The organism is Streptomyces sp. NPDC030245 (assembly GCF_055572995.1).
Window position 1 is genome coordinate 167,352 of record NZ_JBVICF010000016.1, and the last position, 17,173, is coordinate 184,524.

A 17,173-nucleotide genomic window follows, 5' to 3' on the forward strand; every position below is an offset into this window, starting at 1 on the left:
ACTGACAATGCGGTGCAGGTCCCCGGGATCCGCCCGGCTACTCCACGCCGATCAGCAGCAGCGCCGACTGGCGGCCGCCGCGGTAGACGACGGTGTCGACGGCCAGGAACGTCTCGCGCACGTGCTTCTCCAGCTGCTCCGCGACGGTGTCGGGCACGGACTCGCCGAGCACGAGCGTGACCATCTCGCCGCCCGCCGACAGCATCCGGTCGAGGACCGATGCGGCGGTGCGGGCTACTTCGGAGCCGATGACCGCGACATCGCCGTCGATCAGGCCGAGCACGTCACCGGCCTGGCAGATGCCCGCCATGGTCCAGGACTGCCGCTCGGCGACGGCCAGTTCGCCGTACCGGGTCGCGCCGGCCGCCGAGGTCATCGCGACGACGTCCTCGTCGAAGCGCCGGTCCGGCTCGTGCACGGCGAGCGCCGCGATGCCCTGGACCGGGGAGCGGGTGGGGATCAGCGCGACCCGCACGCCTTCCGTGCGGGCCTGTTCCGCCGCGGCGGCCGCGGTGTGCCGCAGCTCCGCGTCGTTGGGCAGGAGGACCACTTCGCGCGCGTGGGCCCGCCGGATCGCGTCGACGAGTTCGCCGCTGGCGGGCGGCTCCCCCACGCGCGTGGGCACGGTGGTCGCCCCCGCCTCCGCGTAGAGCCCGGCGAGGCCCTCACCCGGCACGACGGCGACGATGGCCCGCTGCGCGCGCTCCCGGGGCGGCTGGGCCGTGGTGTGTGCGTCGCCCACCCCGAAGTGGGTGATCCGGATGCGGTGGGGGCGGCCCGCCTCCACGCCCGCCTCGACGGCCGCTCCCGCGTCGTCGGCATGGACGTGGACGTTCCAGAGACCGTCGCCGCCGACCACGACGAGCGAGTCGCCGAGCCGGTCGAGCCGGTCCCGCAGGCGGGCGACGGCGGCGTCGTCCGCCTCCAGGAGGTAGATCACCTCGAAGGCGGGGCCGCCTTCCTCGCCCCGCTCCTCGCCGGGCGGGTCCTCACACTCGACGGCCTCCACTTCGACGGCCTCCACGCGCGCGTGGGCGGATGCCGTGCTCCTGGGGGCGACGGTCCGGCCCGACAGGGCGCCGACCAGCGCTCCCAGGACCGCGACGAGTCCCCGGCCACCGGCGTCCACCACCCCGGCGCGGCCGAGCACCGCCAGTTGGCCGGGCGTCGCGTCCAGGGCCGCGCAGGCTCCGTCGTACGCGGCCCTGGCCACGGCCCCGCAGTCCCCGTCCGCACCGGCCGCCGCATCGGCCGCCGCCGTGGCCACCGTCAGGACCGTGCCCTCGACCGGGTGGGCGACCGCCTGGTAGGCGGCCTCGGCGGCCTGCCGCAGGGCACGCTCCAGGGTCCGGCCGTCGGCGTGATCGGCACGGCTGGTGGGATCGGCGTGATCCACGTCACCTCGCGGGTCGCCGTCATCGGCTGCCCCGCCCCGCCCGCCCTCGTCGCCGCCGATGACCTGCGCCATGCCCCGCAGCAGTTGCGACAGGATGGTGCCCGAGTTCCCCCGGGCCCCGAGGAGCGCCCCGTGGGCCATCGCGCGCACGGTCTCGGCCAGCGAGGGAAGGGCCGGCTCATGGCCGGTGAAGGCCGCGTCGACGGCCTGTGAGGCGGACTCCACGGTCAGATAGAGGTTCGTTCCGGTGTCCCCGTCGGCGACCGGATAGACGTTGATGGAGTCGATCTCCTCGCGGGCCCTGCCGAGGGCGTCCAGAGCCAGCCGGCACCAGGCGCGCACCGCGACCGCGTCGAGGTTCTGCGGCACCTGTTCGCCTCCTTGACCATGCGGAATGGACGCAGCGTAGACCCACGGTGAACACGGGGCCGGGGGCGGGGGCCGGGCCGGTCGTGGTAGTTTCGTGGAACCGAAGCAGTCGTTGTATGCTGCTTCGGTTGCCCGATACGCATCGGGCCATTCCTCCTGGCAACGCCACTTCGATCATTGCACTGATCCCGGCATGCCGGGTTTAACCGTAAGTGCATCTGAAGTCTTTGGAGTGACCCGTGGCTGCCAACTGCGACGTCTGTGGCAAGGGGCCGGGCTTCGGCAACAACATCTCGCACTCGCACCGCCGTACGCCCCGTCGCTGGAACCCGAACATCCAGCGTGTGCGTGCCGTGGTGAGCGGGACGCCGAAGCGCCTCAACGCCTGCACCTCGTGCATCAAGGCCGGCAAGGTCTCGCGCTGACGCCAGCGCGGCCACCTAGCTGGTTGCTGAAGAAGCCGGTCCCCCAGGGGGCCGGCTTTTTCGTCTGCCCCCGTACGCGGGGCTGCCAGAATCTGGCGGATGCGCTTCGGCATCCTCGGCCCCCTCGACGTACGCTCCCCCGACGGCACCCCTGTGGACCCCGGCGGGCCGCGCCCGAGAGCGCTGCTCACCCTGCTGCTCCTGGATCCCGGCCGTACCGTCCCGGTGGCCGCGCTGACCGACGGGCTGTACGGCGACGAGCCGCCCGCGGGCGCGGCGAACGCGCTGCAATCGCAGATCTCCCGGCTGCGCAAGCGCCTGGGCCTCGCCATCGAGGCCACCCCCGCCGGCTACCGCATCGCCGTCCGTCCCGACGACGTCGACCTGCACCGCTTCGAACGGCTGGCCCGTGAGGGACGTGCGGCCCTTCGCTCCGGGGACCCCGCGCGGGCGGCCGGTCTCCTGAGGGAGGCGCTCGGCCTGTGGCGCGGGGCCCCACTCGCCGATCTGCCGGACGCCCACCCCCTCGCCGCACGCCTGGAGGAGACGCGCCTGGCCGCCGTGCAGGACCGCGTCGATGCGGACCTCGCGCTGGGCGGCGGAGCCGAGCTCGTGCCCGAGTTGCGCGGGCTGCTGGCCGGGCACCCGTTGAGCGAGCGGCTGCACGGACAGCTGATGCGGGCGCTGCACGCCGACGGCAGGCCCGCGGAGGCGCTCACCGTCTACGAGGAGGCGCGGCGCACCCTCGCGGACGAGCTCGGCACCGATCCCTCCGCCGAGCTGGCCGCGCTCCACCTCGAACTGCTGAAGGGCCGGGAGCCGGCACGGCAGCGCGGCGTGCCCGCGCAGCTGACGCGGTTCATCGGGCGGGCCGACGAGCTCACGCGGATCGGCGCCCTGCTCTCGGAGGCTCGGCTCGTGACGCTCACCGGGCCGGGCGGGGCGGGCAAGACCCGGCTCGCGGTCGAGGCCGCCCGCGCGCTGCCCGACGTCTGCTTCGTGGAGCTGGCTCCGCTCGCCGACGGCGCCCGGGTGACGTACGCGATCCTCATCGCCCTCGGGGTGCGCGACGGCTTCCGCGGCCAGGGCGGCGACGCCACGGAGCGGCTGCTCACCGCGTTGCGCGGCCGTGAGCTGCTCCTCGTCCTCGACAACTGCGAGCACGTCGTGGACGAGGCGGCCCGCGTCGCGGCGCTGCTCCTCGGGGCCTGCCCGGGTGTGCGGGTCCTCGCCACCAGCCGGGAGGGGCTGGGGATCACGGGGGAAGTCCTGTGGCCGGTGCCGCCGCTGGCCGCCGGGCCCGCCGCCCGGCTCTTCGCGGACCGGGCGGCCGCCGTGCGCCCCGACCTCGCGGGCCCTCGTGACGAGCACGCCCGACAGCCGACCGACCAGCACGCCCGACAGCCGACCGTCGAGCACACCCGGCGGCTGACCGACGAGATCTGCGCGGCGCTCGACGGCCTGCCCCTCGCGATCGAGCTGGCCGCGGCCCGTCTGCGCACCCTCACGCTGGACGAGCTCGCCGCCCGCCTCGGCGACCGCTTCCGGCTGCTCTCGCGCGGCGACCGCACGAAGGCCCCGCGGCACCGCACGCTGCACGCGGTCGTGGAGTGGAGCTGGGAACTGCTCGACGACGAGGAGCGGAAGCTGGCCCGGCGGCTGACCGTCTTCTCCGGAGGGGCCACGCACGAAGCCGTGGAGGCCGTCTGCGGGGTCCCGTACCCGGATGACCTGCTCGCCTCCCTCGCGGAGAAGTCGTTCCTCGACGTGACCGAGGGGCGCTACGCCATGTTGCGGACGATCCGCGCGTTCTGCGCCCGGGAGCTGGCCGCGGCGGGCGAGGAGGAGCGGCTGCGGGCCGCGCACGCCGGATACTTCCTGCGCCTGGCCGAGGCGGCCGAGCCCCGGCTGCGCGGCGGTGAGCAGCTGCGCGGCCTTGCGGAGCTCGACGCCGAGCAGCCGAACCTGGACGCGGCGCTGCGCCACCTGATCCGCACCGCGCCGCGCGACGGTCTCCGGCTGATGGCCGCGCTCGCCTGGTTCTGGCTGCTGCGCGGCCGCTACGGAGAGCGCAGGGAGCTGGCCGTCGACCTCCTTGCCGCGGTGGGCGCCGAGCCGCCGGACGGCCTCTTGGAGGAGTACGTCCTGTGTCTGATCAACACGATCGCGGGGGACGGCACCGACCCGGCCGAACCGGACCGCCTCGCGCGCGCGGACGCTCTGTTCGGCGACCTGAAGGGGCCGCTGCGGCTGCCGTACCTGGTGGTGCTGTGGTCGATCGCGGGCGGTCCGGCGCGGGGCATGGAGGACCAGGTGCGGGAGCAGGTCGACGGTCACCCCTGGGGCGTGGCCCTCCTCGATCTCGGGCTGGGGTTCCAGGACCTGTTCACGGGCCGTGCCGAGGCCTCGGAGGCGGCCTTCGCCCGGGCGCTGGAGGGGTTCAGGACGGCCGGGGACCGCTGGGGCATGGCCAACTGCCTCGATCCGCTGGGCATGTTCGCCGACTGGCGGGGCGAGCGCGGGCGGGCCCTCGAACTGCTCGACGAAGGGCTCGCGCACGTGCGGGAGTTGGCGGCGCCCGAGGAGACCGCGGACCTGCTGCACCGGCGCGCCACGGTCCTCATGCACGGGGGCGACCTCGACGCGGCGGCCGCCCAGTACACGCACTCCGCCGACCTCGCCCGGACCGTCGGCGTCCCCGACAAGGTGGCGACCGCGCGGCGCGGGCTCGGGGACGTGGCCCGGCTCCGCGGCGACACGGCACGCGCGCGTGCACAGTACGAAGCGGCTCTGGAGGCGTGCGCCGCCAACTGGTTCAGCCTCGGGGAGAGCGTGCGGATCCTGATCGGCCTGGGCCGCACCGCGCTCGCCGACTCCCGCGCGGCGGAGGCCGCCGACTGGTTCGAGCAGGCCCGGGTACTGGCCGCCGGCTCCGACGTGCGGGCCCCGGGCGTCGGCGGCGGCGCGCCCGGCACCGGAGAACTGGCCGAGGTGGCCGAGGCGTTGGCCGCCGTCGCCCCGGGCCCCGAGGAAGCCGTGCGGCTCCTGGGCGCCGCCCACGGCCTGCGCGGCACCCTGATCGCCGGTGACCCCGACGTCGTACCCCTCGTGGAGGCGGCCCGCGCGGAGCTCTCCCCCGAGGCGTACGAGAAGGCCTTCGAGGAGGGGCGGCGCCTGCGGTCGGCGGCGGTCAGGGACGGTGGGCCGAGGGCCAGGGACGGTGGGCCGGCGGTCAGGGAACGGTAGGCGGACGGTCAGCGGCCGCCGCAAGGCTTGCCGCATGACACATCCGACGCGTACGAACACCGAATCGGCCCCTACGAAGAGCCCGCGCCGCACCGCCACCCGCAGCCTCGCCCACTTGGACGTCCTCATCTCGGGCGCCAGTGTCGCGGGGCCCGCGCTCGCCCTGTGGCTGGCCCGCCACGGAGCCCGGGTCACGGTCGTGGAGAAGGCGCCCGCCCTGCGCGAGGGCGGTTTCGCGGTCGACTTCCGGGGCGATGTGCACCGCACCGTGCTGCGGCGCATGGGCATCTGGGACGAGGTCCACCGCCGTCAGACGCACATGGGCCGCCAGACCGTCGTGGACGCCGACGACACGGAGCGGGTGGCCCTGCCCGCGTTCTTCATGAGCGGCGACGTGGAGATCTTCCGCGGCGACCTCTCCAAGATCCTGTACGAGCGCACCGCGGACCGGGTCGAGTACGTCTTCGGAGACTCCGTCGCCACACTGACGGAGGACTCCGAAGGCGTCGACGTGACCTTCGACCACGGCGCGCCCCGCCGCTTCGACCTGGTCGTCGGCGCGGACGGGCTGCACTCGCACACCCGTCGTCTGGTCTTCGGTGACGAATCGCGGTACCTGCGCTTCCTGGGCCACTACGTGGCGGGCTTCGGCATCCCCAACCACCTCGGCCTCGACCGCACCGCCCGCCTCTACAGCGAGCCCGGCCGCACCGTCGTGATCAGCAACTACGACGGTGACCCGGACAGGGCGGGCGTGGGCCTGTTCTTCAGGTCCGAGCGGCTCGATCACGACCGGCACGACATCGACCGGCAGAAGAAGATCCTCGCCGACCGGTTCGCGGACATGCGCTGGAAGCACGCCCCCAAGGCCCTGGAAGGCCTGGAGAGCGCCGACGACCTCTACTTCGACGCCATCGCGCGGATCCACGTCGACCGGCTCTCCAAGGGCCGTGTGGTGCTCCTGGGCGACGCGGGGTACGGCGCCACGATGGGCGGCATCGGGACGGGCACGGCGCTGGTCTCCGCGTACGTCCTGGCCGGTGAGCTCGCGGCCGCCGGGGGTGACCACCGGGTGGGCTTCGCCGCGTACGAGGCGGAGATCCGCGACTACGCCAAGGGCTGCCAGAAGACCGCGGACAACGCGGGGCCCTTCCTCGCCCCGCCGACCGGGAAGAAGATCCGCAGCCGCGACCGGGCGTACCGGGTGCTCGGCTCCCGGCCGCTGGCGGGCCTCTTCAAGAAGCTGACGGAGAGGGCCGCGAGCGACCTCGTCCTCAAGGACTACGCGCCCGTGGACCGCCAGCCGTGATCCACCGGGCCGATCCCGCCGCCGAGGGCGAACCCGGCGGCGATCGCCCCCGTCACGTACTCCTTGGCCGCCGTGACGGCCTCCGGGACGCTCCGCCCCTTGGCCAGCTGCGCCGCTATGGCACTGGCCAGGGTGCAGCCCGTGCCGTGCGTGTGCCGGTTGTCGTGGCGCGGGGCGCGCAGCACGTGCTCTTCGGAGCCGTCGGTCAGCAGGTCCACGGCGTCGCCGCTGAGGTGGCCGCCCTTGATGAGCACCCACTTCGGGCCGAAGGCGAGGACGGCGGCGGCCGCGCGCCGCAGGCCGTCCTCCGAGTCGACGACGACACCGGTGAGTTGGGCGACCTCGTCGAGGTTGGGGGTCGCGACCGTGGCGACCGGGAGGAGTTTCGTGCGCACCGAGTCCAGCGCGGAGACCGCGAGCAGCGAGTCGCCGTGTTTGGAGACGCCGACCGGGTCGACGACCGCGGGGGCGTCCGTGCCGGCGAGCAAGTCGGCGACCTCCTCGACCAGTTCGGCCGAGGCGAGCATGCCGGTCTTCACCGCCTGTACGCCGATGTCGTCGACGACGCTGCGGTACTGGGCCCGCACCGCCTCCACCGGCAGCTCCCAGAAGCCCTGCACGCCCAGTGAGTTCTGCGCGGTGACGGCCGTGACGACGCTCATGCCGTGCGTGCCGAGGGCGAGCATCGTCTTCAGGTCGGCCTGGATGCCCGCGCCGCCGCCCGAGTCGGACCCGGCGACGGTGAGCACCCGCGGCGGCGCCGCGCTCACTCCGCGTCCCCGTTGTCCCCGAAGTGGTCCCAGCCCTTGCTGGTCCACGGGGCGCCGTCCACGGTCACCTGGGGCAGCGCGGAGGGGTTGAGGACCTCGCCGATGACCTTCCAGCGGGCGGGCAGCTTCACGTCCGGCGGGAACGTCGCGACGATCGCGTGGTCCTCGCCGCCGTTCAGCACCCACTGGAGCGGGTCGACGCCGACGGCCTGCCCGATGTCGTTCATCTGCGAGGGCACGTCGACGTCTCCGGAGCGGATGTCGATGCGCACCTTGCTGGACTCGGCGATGTGTCCGAGGTCGGCGATGAGGCCGTCGCTGACGTCCGTCATGGAGGTCGCGCCGAGACCGGCGGCCGCGGGGCCCGCGTGGTAGGGCGGCTCGGGCCTGCGGTGGGCCTCCACGAAGGCGCGCGGCGAGCGGAAGCCGCGGGAGAGCACCGCGTGCCCGGCGGCGGACCAGCCGAGCCAGCCCGTCACGGCGACGACGTCGCCGGGCTGCGCGCCCGCGCGCGTGACGGGTTCGTGGTTGCGCAGGTCGCCCAGTGCGGTGATCGCGACGGTGATGGTGTCGCCGCGCACGACGTCGCCGCCCACGACGGCGGCGCCCGCGACCTGGCACTCGTCCCTGAGGCCGTCCATCAGCTCGGTGGGCCAGCTCGCGGGGAGCTCCGCGGGCACGACGAGGCCGAGCAGCAGCGCGGTCGGCACGGCGCCCATGGCCGCGATGTCGGCGAGGTTCTGCGCGGCGGCCTTGCGGCCCACGTCGTACGCGGTGGACCAGTCGCGGCGGAAGTGCCGCCCCTCCAGGAGGATGTCGGTGCTCGCCACGACCCTGCGGTCCGGAGCGGACACGACCGCGGCGTCATCGCCCGGGCCGAGCCGTACGGCCGGTGTGGTGGTGAGCCGCGAGGTGAGCTCTCTGATGAGCCCGAACTCCCCCAACTCGCCCACGGATCCCTTCACCGAGTCTCACCATGCCCTTTCACGCTGCCCGGCCCCCGGTCGCGAGCCGTCTCTGTCATCGGTACGGTCGACGTGACCGTCGACTTCTGCTGTCCGTCCGCCATGATGTGCGCGCCACAGGTCACGCGGGTCTCCCCGTGACGAGCGGCGACGCGGTACCGTGGCGTCCCTTTCTCCCCCCACATGATCCTCGTGGCCGCCCTGGAGGTTCCGTGGTACAGGCGTACATCCTGATCCAAACAGAGGTCGGCAAGGCGTCGACCGTCGCCGAGCTGATCGGCAAGATCCCGGGAGTGATCCAGGCCGAGGACGTGACCGGACCCTACGATGTCATCGTGCGCGCGCAGGCGGACACGGTCGACGAACTCGGCCGCATGGTGGTCGCCAAGGTCCAGCAAGTGGACGGCATCACCCGAACCCTGACCTGCCCGGTCGTGCACTTGTAGCCCCCGTCTACCCTGGCCCGGTGAACCTCCCCCGTCTCCGGCGCCGCTGCCTCACAGGAACGTCCGCCCTCGCCCTGCTGCTCACGACGGCGGCCTGCTCATCTTCGGACGACGAGGCGTCAGTGGTGGTTCCGTCCCCGGCCGCGAAGGCCGCGGGACTCTGCCGGGACCTGCACGACAAGCTCCCGGAGAAGGTCGACGGTCTCGGCCGGACCGACCCCGGGCCGAAGTCCGAGCTGACCGCGGGGTGGGGAGACCCGGCGATCATACTGCGCTGCGGTGTGGAGCGGCCCCCGGAGATGATCGACCCCGCGTACGCCGGGGAGAACAGCGTGAACGTGAACGGTGTCGCCTGGCTGCTCCAGAAGCGCGACGACGGCTCGTACACCTTCACCACCGGGGCGCGCCTCGCCTACGTGGAGGTGACGCTGCCGGCGGAGCGGGCGGGGGGCGGCCTGAGTCCGCTCACGGACTTCTCCGCCCCCATCAAGAAGACCATCCCCAAGGGGGTCGCCCCCTGACGGGGGCGGCACCCTCGGGCGTGGGTCAGCGCAGGCCCGTGGAGCGGTTCAGGGCCGCCTGGATGAGGCGGTCCACCAGCTCCGGATAGCTGACGCCGCTCTTCTCCCACATCTGCGGGTACATCGAGATGGGCGTGAAGCCGGGCATCGTGTTGATCTCGTTGATCACGAACCGGCCGTCCTCGGTGAGGAAGAAGTCCGCGCGCACCAGGCCCTCGCAGGACGCCGCCTCGAACGCCTCGACGGCGAGCCGCTGGATCTCCGCGGTCTGCTCGGGCGTCAGCGGCGCGGGCACGATGCCGGGCGTCGAGTCGATGTACTTCGCCTCGAAGTCGTAGTAGTCGTGCGTCTGCACGGGCGGGATCTCGGCCGGGACGCTCGCGCGGGGGCCGTCCTCGAACTCCAGGACGCCGCACTCGATCTCGCGGCCGCGCAGCAGCGCCTCAATGATGATCTTGGGGTCGTGGCGCTGCGCCTCGGCGATGGCCTCGTCGAGACCGTCGAAGGAGTCGACCTTCGTGATGCCGATCGAGGAGCCGGCGCGCGCGGGCTTGATGAACAGCGGCCACCCGTGTTCGCCGGCGAACTCCGCGATGCGCTGCCGGGCGCCCGCCTCGTCCTGCCGCCACTCGCGCGGACGGATCACCAGGTACGGGCCGACGTTCAGCCCGAAGGAGGCGAACACCCGCTTCATGTAGTCCTTGTCCTGGCCGACGGCCGAGGCGAGGACTCCGGAGCCGACGTAGGGCACTCCGGAGAGTTCGAGCAGACCCTGGAGGGTGCCGTCCTCTCCGTAGGGACCGTGCAGCATCGGGAAGACGACGTCGACCTCGCCGAGCGCCTTGGGCACGGAGCCGGGCTCGCTGTAGACGACCTCGCGGTTGCCGGGGTCGACCGGGAGCACGACACCGCCCTCCACGGAGTCGGCGATCTCGGCGACGTTCGGCATCCGGCGGTCGGCGATGGCCATCCGCTCCGGCTCGTCGGCGGTCAGCGCCCAACGGCCGTCCGTGGTGATGCCGATCGGCAGGACGTCGTACTTGGAGCGGTCGATCGCGCGCAGCACGGCGCCGGCCGTGACGACGGAGATGCCGTGCTCCGAGCTGCGGCCGCCGAACACGACGGCCACACGCGGCTTGCGGAGCGGCTGCTCAGGGCTCTGGGGGAGGTTCTCGCTGCTCATATCGCGTTGAGAGTACCCGTTGGTACCGCAGGAGTCAGGCGACGCCCGTCAGCGGCGCTCCGGCTTGGCGCTGCGCGACATGAGGTCCTTGAGGGCGACCACCGGGGGCGTGCCCTCGTGCACGATGCCCACGACCGTCTCGGTGATCGGCATGTCGACGCCGTGCCTGCGGGCCAGATCCAGCACGGACTCGCAGGACTTGACACCCTCGGCGGTCTGCTTGGTGACCGCGATGGTCTCCTGGAGGGTCATGCCCTTGCCGAGGTTGGTGCCGAAGGTGTGGTTGCGCGACAGCGGCGACGAGCAGGTGGCCACCAGGTCGCCGAGGCCCGCGAGTCCGGAGAACGTGAGCGGGTCGGCGCCCATGGCGAGCCCGAGCCGGGTGGTCTCGGCGAGGCCGCGCGTGATGAGCGAGCCCTTGGCGTTGTCACCGAGGCCCATGCCGTCCGCGATGCCCACGGCGAGGCCGATGACGTTCTTCACGGCGCCGCCGAGCTCGCAGCCGACCACGTCGGTGTTGGTGTACGGGCGGAAGTACGGCGTGTGGCAGGCCGTCTGGAGGCGCTGCGCGACGGCTTCGTCCCGGCAGGCGACCACGGCGGCGGCGGGCTGCCGCGCGGCGATCTCACGGGCGAGGTTGGGCCCTGTGACGACGGCGATCCGGTCGGTGGGGACCTTCGTGACGTCCTCGATCACCTCGCTCATCCGCATGGCGGAGCCCAGTTCGACGCCCTTCATGAGGGAGACGAGGACGGTGCCGGGGGCGAGCAGCGGCGCCCACTCGGCGAGGTTGGCGCGCAGCGTCTGCGACGGCACGGCGAGGACCGTGAAGTCGGCCTCCGCTGCGGCCTCGGCCGGATCGGTGGTCGCCCGAAGGTTCTCCGGGAGCCGCACGCCGGGGAGGTAGTCCGGGTTGGTCCGCGTGGAGTTGACCGCGTCGGCGAGTTCGGCGCGGCGGCCCCACAGGGTGACGTCACAGCCCGCGTCGGCGAGCACCATGCCGAAGGCCGTGCCCCAGGAGCCCGTTCCGAAGACGGCGGCCTTCGCGGGCCGTGCCGCGTTCACGGGGGTCGCGGGGTTCGTCACTTGCTGTCCTCCGAGGTGCTCTCTGTGGTGCTGTCCGTGCCGCCCTGTGCGGCGCCGCGGCGCGCTGCCTTGCGTCGTTGTTCCTGCCGCGCCCTGCGCGGGTCGTACGGCGTCTCAGGGGCCTTCTCGCCCCTGACCTCCTCGAGGAGTTCGGTGATCGCGGCCATGATGGTCTCGGTCACCTCGCGCAGCACCTCGGGCGTCGGCTCCTTGTCGTAGAAGCGCGACAGGTCGACGGCCGGTCCCGCCTTCACCTGGAGGGTCTTGCGCGGGAAGAAGGCGGGCTTCTTGCTGTACGGCGGAAGAGCGAGGTTGGCGCCCCACTGTGCGACGGGAATCACCGGGCACTTGGTCTCCAGGGCGACCCGCGCGGCGCCGGACTTGGCGGTCATCGGCCACATGTCGGGGTCCCTGGTGAGGGTGCCCTCGGGGTAGAAGGCGACGCACTCGCCGCGCGCGATGGCGTCGACGGCGGCGCGGAAGGCGTCGAGCGCGTTCGTCGTCTCGCGGTAGACCGGGATCTGGCCCGTGCCCTTCATCACCTTGGCGACAAAGCCACGCTTGAAAAGGCCGTCCTTCGCCAGGAATCGCGGCACTCGCCCCGTGTTGTACTGGAAGTGCGCGTACGAGAACGGGTCGATATGCGAGTTGTGATTCACCGCGGTGATGAATCCACCGTCGGCCGGAATGTGCTCCATTCCACGCCAGTCCCGCTTGAACAGAACCAAGAGCGGCGGTTTAGCAATGACCGCCGCAAGGCGGTACCAGAAGCCGATTCTGCGGCGGGACACTCGGACACCTTCCTCCATGAACCTGGCCGGCCGCACAAGTGTCGCCCCAGGCTGCCGGTCTGTCGAGAACACCGTACGCCCACCCGTCCGCGGCCACCGCCCCTCGTCCGTGGGCAGGTCACAATGGGCCCGACGCGAAGGACGGAGCGCCCGTGCAATGGACCCTGGTCATACCCGTTAAATCGCTGGCGCGCGCCAAAAGCAGGCTCGCCGCCGCGTCCGGGGACGGTCTGCGCCCGGGTCTCGCCCTGGCATTCGCGCAGGACACCCTGGCCGCCGCGCTGGCGTGCCCGGCGGTGCGGGATGTGGCGGTCGTCACGGACGACCCCCTGGCGGGCCGGGAGCTCGCCGCGCTGGGCGCCCGGGTCCTCGCCGACGAGCCCGGCGGAGGCCTGAACACCGCGCTGGCGCACGGGGCGGCCCGGGTGCGCGCCGAGCGGCCCGACGCGGCCGTCGCGGCCCTGAACGCCGACCTGCCCGCGCTGCGCCCCGAGGAATTGGCCCGCGCCCTCGACAGCGCCGCCGCATTTCCCCGCGCATTCATGCCGGATGCCGCAGGAATGGGGACGACACTGCTGTGCGCGACGCCGGGGACGCAATTGCATCCCGCTTTCGGGGTGGCCTCAAGGGCCCGGCATTCGGCGTCCGGGGCCGTGGAACTGGCGCTCGACGGCGTCGATTCCGTACGCCAGGACGTGGACACCGGAGAGGACCTGCGGGCCGCCCTCGCACTCGGCGTGGGACCGCGCACCGCCGCGGCCGCGGCGCGCCTGCTCATCGCCGACTGAGTACGCTGCTTTCCATGCAGGCGACCGCGTACACGTACGACTCCGAGACCCGCAGCGGCAGTGTGCTGCTCGACGACGGGACTCCCGTCTCCTTCGAGGCGCCCGCGTTCGACGCGGGCGGGCTGCGGCTGCTGCGCCCGGGGCAGCGCGTGCGCATCGAGGTGGACGGCGAGGGCGACGCGCGCCGCATCACCCTGGTGACCCTCCAGACGTTCTGAGGAACCCGGCGCGGAAGTGCCGCGCCCGGGGCTCAAGCGCCGTCCGGGCGCACGACGCGGGCCGGGCTCCCCCGTGGGAGCCCGGCCCGGCGCGTGAGTGCCCTCGTGCCCCTACTTCTTGCGGGCCGTGGTCTTCTTGGCGGTCGTCTTGCGCGTCGTGGCCTTCTTGGCGGGCGCGGTCTTCTTCGCCGTGGCCTTCTTGGCGGCGGGCGCGGTCTTCTTCGCCGTCGTCTTCTTGGCGGCCGGCGTGGCCTTCTTGGCGGTGGCGGTGGCCTTCTTCGCCGGCGTGGCCTTCTTGGCCGTCGCCTTCGTAGCGGTCTTCTTCGCCGTCGCCGTCGCCTTCTTGGCGGTCGCCGTGGTCTTCTTCGCGGCGCCCGTCGTCTTCTTCGCGGTGGCCTTCTTCGCCGTCGCGGTGGTCTTCTTGGCGGCCGGCGTGGCCTTCTTCGCGGTGGCCTTCTTGGCCGCGGCCTTCTTGACCGTCGCCGAAGCGCCGCCGGTCAGGCTGCCCTTGGGCGCCTTCTTGACCGCGACGTCGTTCTTCGGGAGCTTCTTCGAGCCGCTCACCAGGTCCTTGAAGCCCTGACCGGCGCGGAAGCGCGGCACCGAGGTCTTCTTGACGCGCACGCGCTCCCCGGTCTGGGGGTTGCGGGCGTAACGGGCCGGGCGGTCGACCTTCTCGAACGAGCCGAAGCCGGTGACCGAAACACGGTCCCCGCCGACAACGGCACGGACGACGGCGTCCAGGACCGCGTCGACGGCGTCGGCGGCCTGCTGGCGGCCTCCGACCTTGTCGGCAATCGCTTCTACGAGCTGCGCCTTGTTCACGTCTTCCCCTTCGGAGACATTGCCGGAGCGAAATACTCCGGCTTTTTCGCACGTTAGGCAGATATATACCGCAAATCAAACACGAAACGGGCTAATCACCCTTGTGCCGCAACGAAGTGGCCCATCTCGGAACTCCTCGAAGGCCCGTTGAGGCTGCGACTCAGGGGTCTTGGGGGAATCGGCCCTCGTCTGCTTCGTCGAGGGACGCCATCAATCGCTCCAGACGCCTTGCCGCATCGGCGAGATCGTGTTTGGCCGCGGCCGTAATGACCAGCAGCTTCCGGGTCAGCGCCATCCGTACGCCCTCCGGGACTTGCAGTGCGCGCACTCGGGAGTGCGCTTCCTTCAGTTGGTCCGCGACGAGCCCGTAGAGCTCGAGTTGGCTGTCACGTCCCATGCACCGATTGTGCCATCTGGGGCGAGTTGTCGCCTCCGCAGGGGGTAACTGCCGCCGTCCGCCGCCTTCCTGAGGGTACCCCGTCGCGCCGAGTACAAGGGGATTTCCAGCCTCTTCTTCCGTCGCGGCCAAGGGAGTTGAGACCACCCGTTCAGGTCACCGGGCACCTCTCGGAAGGCACACACAGATGTACCCCCAACCGTCCACGATTGGGGGTACATCAGGTTGGTGCGGGGTGTTGCGGGCTGTCAGACCCGCACGGTCCGCGGCTTGTACGAGGGGCGCCCGGACTCGTACGCGGCGATGTCCGGCTCGTTCCGCAGCGTGATGCTGATGTCGTCCAGGCCGTTCAGGAGTCGCCAGCGGGCGTTCTCGTCGAGTTCGAAGTCGGCGGTGATGCCCTCCGCGCGGACCTGGCGGTCCTCCAGGTCGACCGTGACCTCCGCCTGCGGGTCCCGCTCCGTCAGCTCCCAGAGCGCGTCCACGACCTTCTGGTCGAGCACGACGGTGAGCAGGCCGTTCTTCAGCGAGTTGCCGCGGAAGATGTCGGCGAAGCGGGACGAGATGACCGCCTTGAAGCCGAAGTTCTGCAACGCCCACACGGCGTGCTCGCGGGAGGATCCGGTGCCGAAGTCGGGTCCGGCGACCAGGACCGTGGAGCCCTGCCGCTCGGGGCGGTTGAGGACGAACTCGGGGTCCTTGCGCCAGGCCTCGAAGAGCCCGTCCTCGAAGCCGTCCCTGGTGACCTTCTTCAGCCAGTGGGCGGGGATGATCTGGTCGGTGTCCACGTTGCTGCGGCGCAGCGGGACGGCCCGGCCGGTGTGCTTGGTGAATGCTTCCATGGTTATCGGACTCCGGCGGTCACGGGGGCGTCGGACAGGTCGGCGGGCGAGGCGAGGTGGCCGGTGACCGCGGTGGCGGCGGCGACCTGCGGGGAGACCAGATGGGTGCGTCCGCCCTTGCCCTGCCTGCCTTCGAAGTTGCGGTTCGAGGTGGAGGCCGAGCGCTCGCCGGGCGCCAGTTGGTCGGGGTTCATGCCCAGACACATCGAGCAGCCCGCGTGCCGCCATTCGGCCCCGGCGGCGACGAAGACCTTGTCCAGGCCCTCCTCGACGGCCTGGAGGGCGACCCGGACCGAGCCGGGGACGACCAGCATCCGCACGCCGTCGGCGACCTTGCGGCCCTCGACGACGGAGGCCGCCGCGCGCAGGTCCTCGATGCGGCCGTTGGTGCAGGAGCCTACGAAGACGGTGTCGACCTTGATGTCGCGCAGCGGCTGCCCCGCGGTCAACCCCATGTACTCCAGGGCCTTTTCGGCGGCGTGGCGCTCCGAAGCGTCTTCGTACGAAGCCGGGTCGGGGACGCTCGCCGAAAGCGGCGCTCCCTGGCCGGGGTTGGTGCCCCAGGTGACGAACGGCGCCAGCGAGGCGGCGTCGATGTAGACCTCGGCGTCGAAGACCGCGTCGTCATCGGTCCTCAACGTCTTCCAGTACGCGACCGCGGCGTCCCACTCCTCGCCCTCCGGCGCGTGGGCGCGGCCCTTCAGGTACGCGAAGGTGGTCTCGTCCGGGGCGATCATCCCGGCGCGGGCGCCCGCCTCGATGGACATGTTGCAGATGGTCATACGCGCCTCCATCGAGAGCTTCTCGATGGCGGAGCCGCGGTACTCCAGGACGTAGCCCTGGCCGCCGCCGGTGCCGATCTTCGTGATGATGGCGAGGATCAGGTCCTTGGCCGTGACGTCGTCGGGCAGTTCGCCGTCGACGGTGATGGCCATGGTCTTGGGACGGGCCATCGGCAGCGTCTGGGTGGCGAGGACGTGCTCGACCTGGGAGGTGCCGATGCCGAACGCCAGCGCGCCGAAGGCGCCATGGGTGGAGGTGTGCGAGTCGCCGCAGACCACGGTGGTGCCGGGCTGGGTCAGTCCCAGCTGCGGTCCCACCACGTGGACGACGCCCTGCTCGACGTCGCCCAGCGGGTGCAGGCGCACACCGAAGTCGGCGCAGTTCTTGCGCAGCGTCTCCAGCTGCGCCCGCGAGACCGGGTCGGCGATGGGCTTGTCGATGTCGAGGGTCGGGGTGTTGTGATCCTCGGTCGCGATGGTGAGGTCGAGCCGCCGCACCTGACGGCCGGCCTGGCGGAGGCCGTCGAAGGCCTGGGGGCTGGTCACCTCGTGCAGCAGGTGCAGATCGATGTAGAGGAGGTCGGGCTCGCCCTCGGCGCGCCGGACGACGTGGTCGTCCCAGACCTTCTCCGCGAGTGTCCTACCCATCGCTTTCCCTCCGACCGGCCGCTCGTGCCGGCCTCACTAGAGATCTGTTCGCCGACGCGCGTACCCCTCGTGCCGCACGTCGGCTGCGAAATCCGTTGGTCCGCGGATCGCTCGTACAGAGTGGCGCGTCTCGCAGAAAATTGAACTTGCGTTTCACAGAGTGAGA

General features: G+C 72.1%; 17 protein-coding genes. 7 read left to right on the forward strand and 10 right to left on the reverse strand.

The features are described from left to right. Positions 1–37: 37 nt before the first annotated feature. On the reverse strand, positions 38–1,792 hold the full coding sequence (locus tag ACZ4Z4_RS34795) for a DAK2 domain-containing protein (protein ID WP_468336707.1): 1,755 nt from the start codon (positions 1,790–1,792) through the stop codon (positions 38–40). 212 nt (positions 1,793–2,004) lie between these two features. On the opposite strand from ACZ4Z4_RS34795, the gene rpmB reads away from it, so the two are divergent. From rpmB to ACZ4Z4_RS34810, 3 genes are all read left to right on the forward strand, one after another. After that, positions 2,005–2,190: a 50S ribosomal protein L28 gene (gene rpmB / locus ACZ4Z4_RS34800; RefSeq protein ID WP_016642993.1), complete on the forward strand. Its 186-nt coding sequence runs from the start codon at positions 2,005–2,007 to the stop codon at positions 2,188–2,190. A gap of 99 nt (positions 2,191–2,289) precedes the next feature. Then, on the forward strand, positions 2,290–5,436 hold the full coding sequence (locus ACZ4Z4_RS34805) for an AfsR/SARP family transcriptional regulator (protein WP_468336611.1): 3,147 nt from the start codon (positions 2,290–2,292) through the stop codon (positions 5,434–5,436). A gap of 34 nt (positions 5,437–5,470) precedes the next feature. Then, positions 5,471–6,745 (forward strand): FAD-dependent monooxygenase, encoded by a 1,275-nt coding sequence (locus tag ACZ4Z4_RS34810; RefSeq protein WP_468336614.1) that lies wholly within the window; start codon positions 5,471–5,473, stop codon positions 6,743–6,745. Here the strand turns inward: ACZ4Z4_RS34810 and thiD are convergent. Beyond that, positions 6,718–7,515 (reverse strand): bifunctional hydroxymethylpyrimidine kinase/phosphomethylpyrimidine kinase, encoded by a 798-nt coding sequence (gene thiD, locus ACZ4Z4_RS34815; protein ID WP_468336617.1) that lies wholly within the window; start codon positions 7,513–7,515, stop codon positions 6,718–6,720. The two genes, ACZ4Z4_RS34810 and thiD, sit on opposite strands and share 28 nt — an antisense overlap. Next, on the reverse strand, positions 7,512–8,480 hold the full coding sequence (locus tag ACZ4Z4_RS34820; RefSeq protein ID WP_468336620.1) for a thiamine-phosphate kinase: 969 nt from the start codon (positions 8,478–8,480) through the stop codon (positions 7,512–7,514). Before ACZ4Z4_RS34820 ends, thiD begins: the two co-directional genes overlap by 4 nt. A 212-nt stretch (positions 8,481–8,692) precedes the next feature. On the opposite strand from ACZ4Z4_RS34820, the gene ACZ4Z4_RS34825 reads away from it, so the two are divergent. Both ACZ4Z4_RS34825 and ACZ4Z4_RS34830 read left to right on the forward strand, forming a co-directional pair. Beyond that, positions 8,693–8,926: an Lrp/AsnC family transcriptional regulator gene (locus ACZ4Z4_RS34825; RefSeq protein ID WP_016642988.1), complete on the forward strand. Its 234-nt coding sequence runs from the start codon at positions 8,693–8,695 to the stop codon at positions 8,924–8,926. Positions 8,927–8,946: 20 nt separating this feature from the next. Further along, positions 8,947–9,447 (forward strand): DUF3515 domain-containing protein, encoded by a 501-nt coding sequence (locus ACZ4Z4_RS34830; protein ID WP_468336623.1) that lies wholly within the window; start codon positions 8,947–8,949, stop codon positions 9,445–9,447. Between the two features lie 25 nt (positions 9,448–9,472). Here the strand turns inward: ACZ4Z4_RS34830 and ACZ4Z4_RS34835 are convergent, their stop codons facing one another. The 3 genes from ACZ4Z4_RS34835 to ACZ4Z4_RS34845 are packed head-to-tail and all read right to left on the reverse strand — an operon-like array spanning position 9,473 to position 12,507. Then, positions 9,473–10,630, reverse strand: a complete 1,158-nt coding sequence (locus ACZ4Z4_RS34835) for a D-alanine--D-alanine ligase family protein (protein ID WP_468336626.1) — start codon at positions 10,628–10,630, stop codon at positions 9,473–9,475. Between the two features lie 48 nt (positions 10,631–10,678). After that, complete coding sequence (locus tag ACZ4Z4_RS34840) at positions 10,679–11,695, reverse strand: NAD(P)H-dependent glycerol-3-phosphate dehydrogenase (RefSeq protein WP_468336710.1); 1,017 nt, start codon at positions 11,693–11,695, stop codon at positions 10,679–10,681. Between the two features lie 17 nt (positions 11,696–11,712). Then, positions 11,713–12,507 (reverse strand): lysophospholipid acyltransferase family protein, encoded by a 795-nt coding sequence (locus tag ACZ4Z4_RS34845; RefSeq protein ID WP_468336629.1) that lies wholly within the window; start codon positions 12,505–12,507, stop codon positions 11,713–11,715. Positions 12,508–12,659: 152 nt separating this feature from the next. Here ACZ4Z4_RS34845 and cofC point away from each other — a divergent pair, with 152 nt between their 5' ends. Continuing rightward, complete coding sequence (cofC, locus tag ACZ4Z4_RS34850) at positions 12,660–13,295, forward strand: 2-phospho-L-lactate guanylyltransferase (RefSeq protein ID WP_468336632.1); 636 nt, start codon at positions 12,660–12,662, stop codon at positions 13,293–13,295. Positions 13,296–13,309: 14 nt separating this feature from the next. Next, complete coding sequence (locus tag ACZ4Z4_RS34855; protein WP_468336635.1) at positions 13,310–13,513, forward strand: hypothetical protein; 204 nt, start codon at positions 13,310–13,312, stop codon at positions 13,511–13,513. Between the two features lie 111 nt (positions 13,514–13,624). Here the strand turns inward: ACZ4Z4_RS34855 and ACZ4Z4_RS34860 are convergent, their stop codons facing one another. The 4 genes from ACZ4Z4_RS34860 to leuC all read right to left on the reverse strand — a co-directional run bounded on the left by ACZ4Z4_RS34860 (position 13,625) and on the right by leuC (position 17,007). Continuing rightward, positions 13,625–14,338, reverse strand: a complete 714-nt coding sequence (locus ACZ4Z4_RS34860) for an HU family DNA-binding protein (RefSeq protein ID WP_468336638.1) — start codon at positions 14,336–14,338, stop codon at positions 13,625–13,627. Positions 14,339–14,498: 160 nt separating this feature from the next. After that, positions 14,499–14,735, reverse strand: a complete 237-nt coding sequence (locus tag ACZ4Z4_RS34865; RefSeq protein WP_362998149.1) for an SCO5555 family protein — start codon at positions 14,733–14,735, stop codon at positions 14,499–14,501. A 248-nt stretch (positions 14,736–14,983) separates the two neighbouring features. After that, positions 14,984–15,577 (reverse strand): 3-isopropylmalate dehydratase small subunit, encoded by a 594-nt coding sequence (leuD, locus tag ACZ4Z4_RS34870; protein ID WP_468336641.1) that lies wholly within the window; start codon positions 15,575–15,577, stop codon positions 14,984–14,986. Between the two features lie 2 nt (positions 15,578–15,579). Then, complete coding sequence (gene leuC, locus ACZ4Z4_RS34875) at positions 15,580–17,007, reverse strand: 3-isopropylmalate dehydratase large subunit (protein WP_468336644.1); 1,428 nt, start codon at positions 17,005–17,007, stop codon at positions 15,580–15,582. Positions 17,008–17,173 lie beyond the last annotated feature (166 nt).

Excerpts from the sequence above, each read along its gene's own strand:
- ACZ4Z4_RS34805 (WP_468336611.1), top strand. The coding sequence starts at position 2,290 with ATGCGCTTCGGCATCCTCGGCCCCCTCGACGTACGCTCCCCCGACGGC.
- ACZ4Z4_RS34810 (WP_468336614.1), top strand. The coding sequence starts at position 5,471 with ATGACACATCCGACGCGTACGAACACCGAATCGGCCCCTACGAAGAGC.
- ACZ4Z4_RS34835 (WP_468336626.1), bottom strand. The coding sequence starts at position 10,630 with ATGAGCAGCGAGAACCTCCCCCAGAGCCCTGAGCAGCCGCTCCGCAAG.
- ACZ4Z4_RS34855 (WP_468336635.1), top strand. The coding sequence starts at position 13,310 with ATGCAGGCGACCGCGTACACGTACGACTCCGAGACCCGCAGCGGCAGT.
- ACZ4Z4_RS34865 (WP_362998149.1), bottom strand. The coding sequence starts at position 14,735 with ATGGGACGTGACAGCCAACTCGAGCTCTACGGGCTCGTCGCGGACCAA.
- leuD (WP_468336641.1), bottom strand. The coding sequence starts at position 15,577 with ATGGAAGCATTCACCAAGCACACCGGCCGGGCCGTCCCGCTGCGCCGC.
- leuC (WP_468336644.1), bottom strand. The coding sequence starts at position 17,007 with ATGGGTAGGACACTCGCGGAGAAGGTCTGGGACGACCACGTCGTCCGG.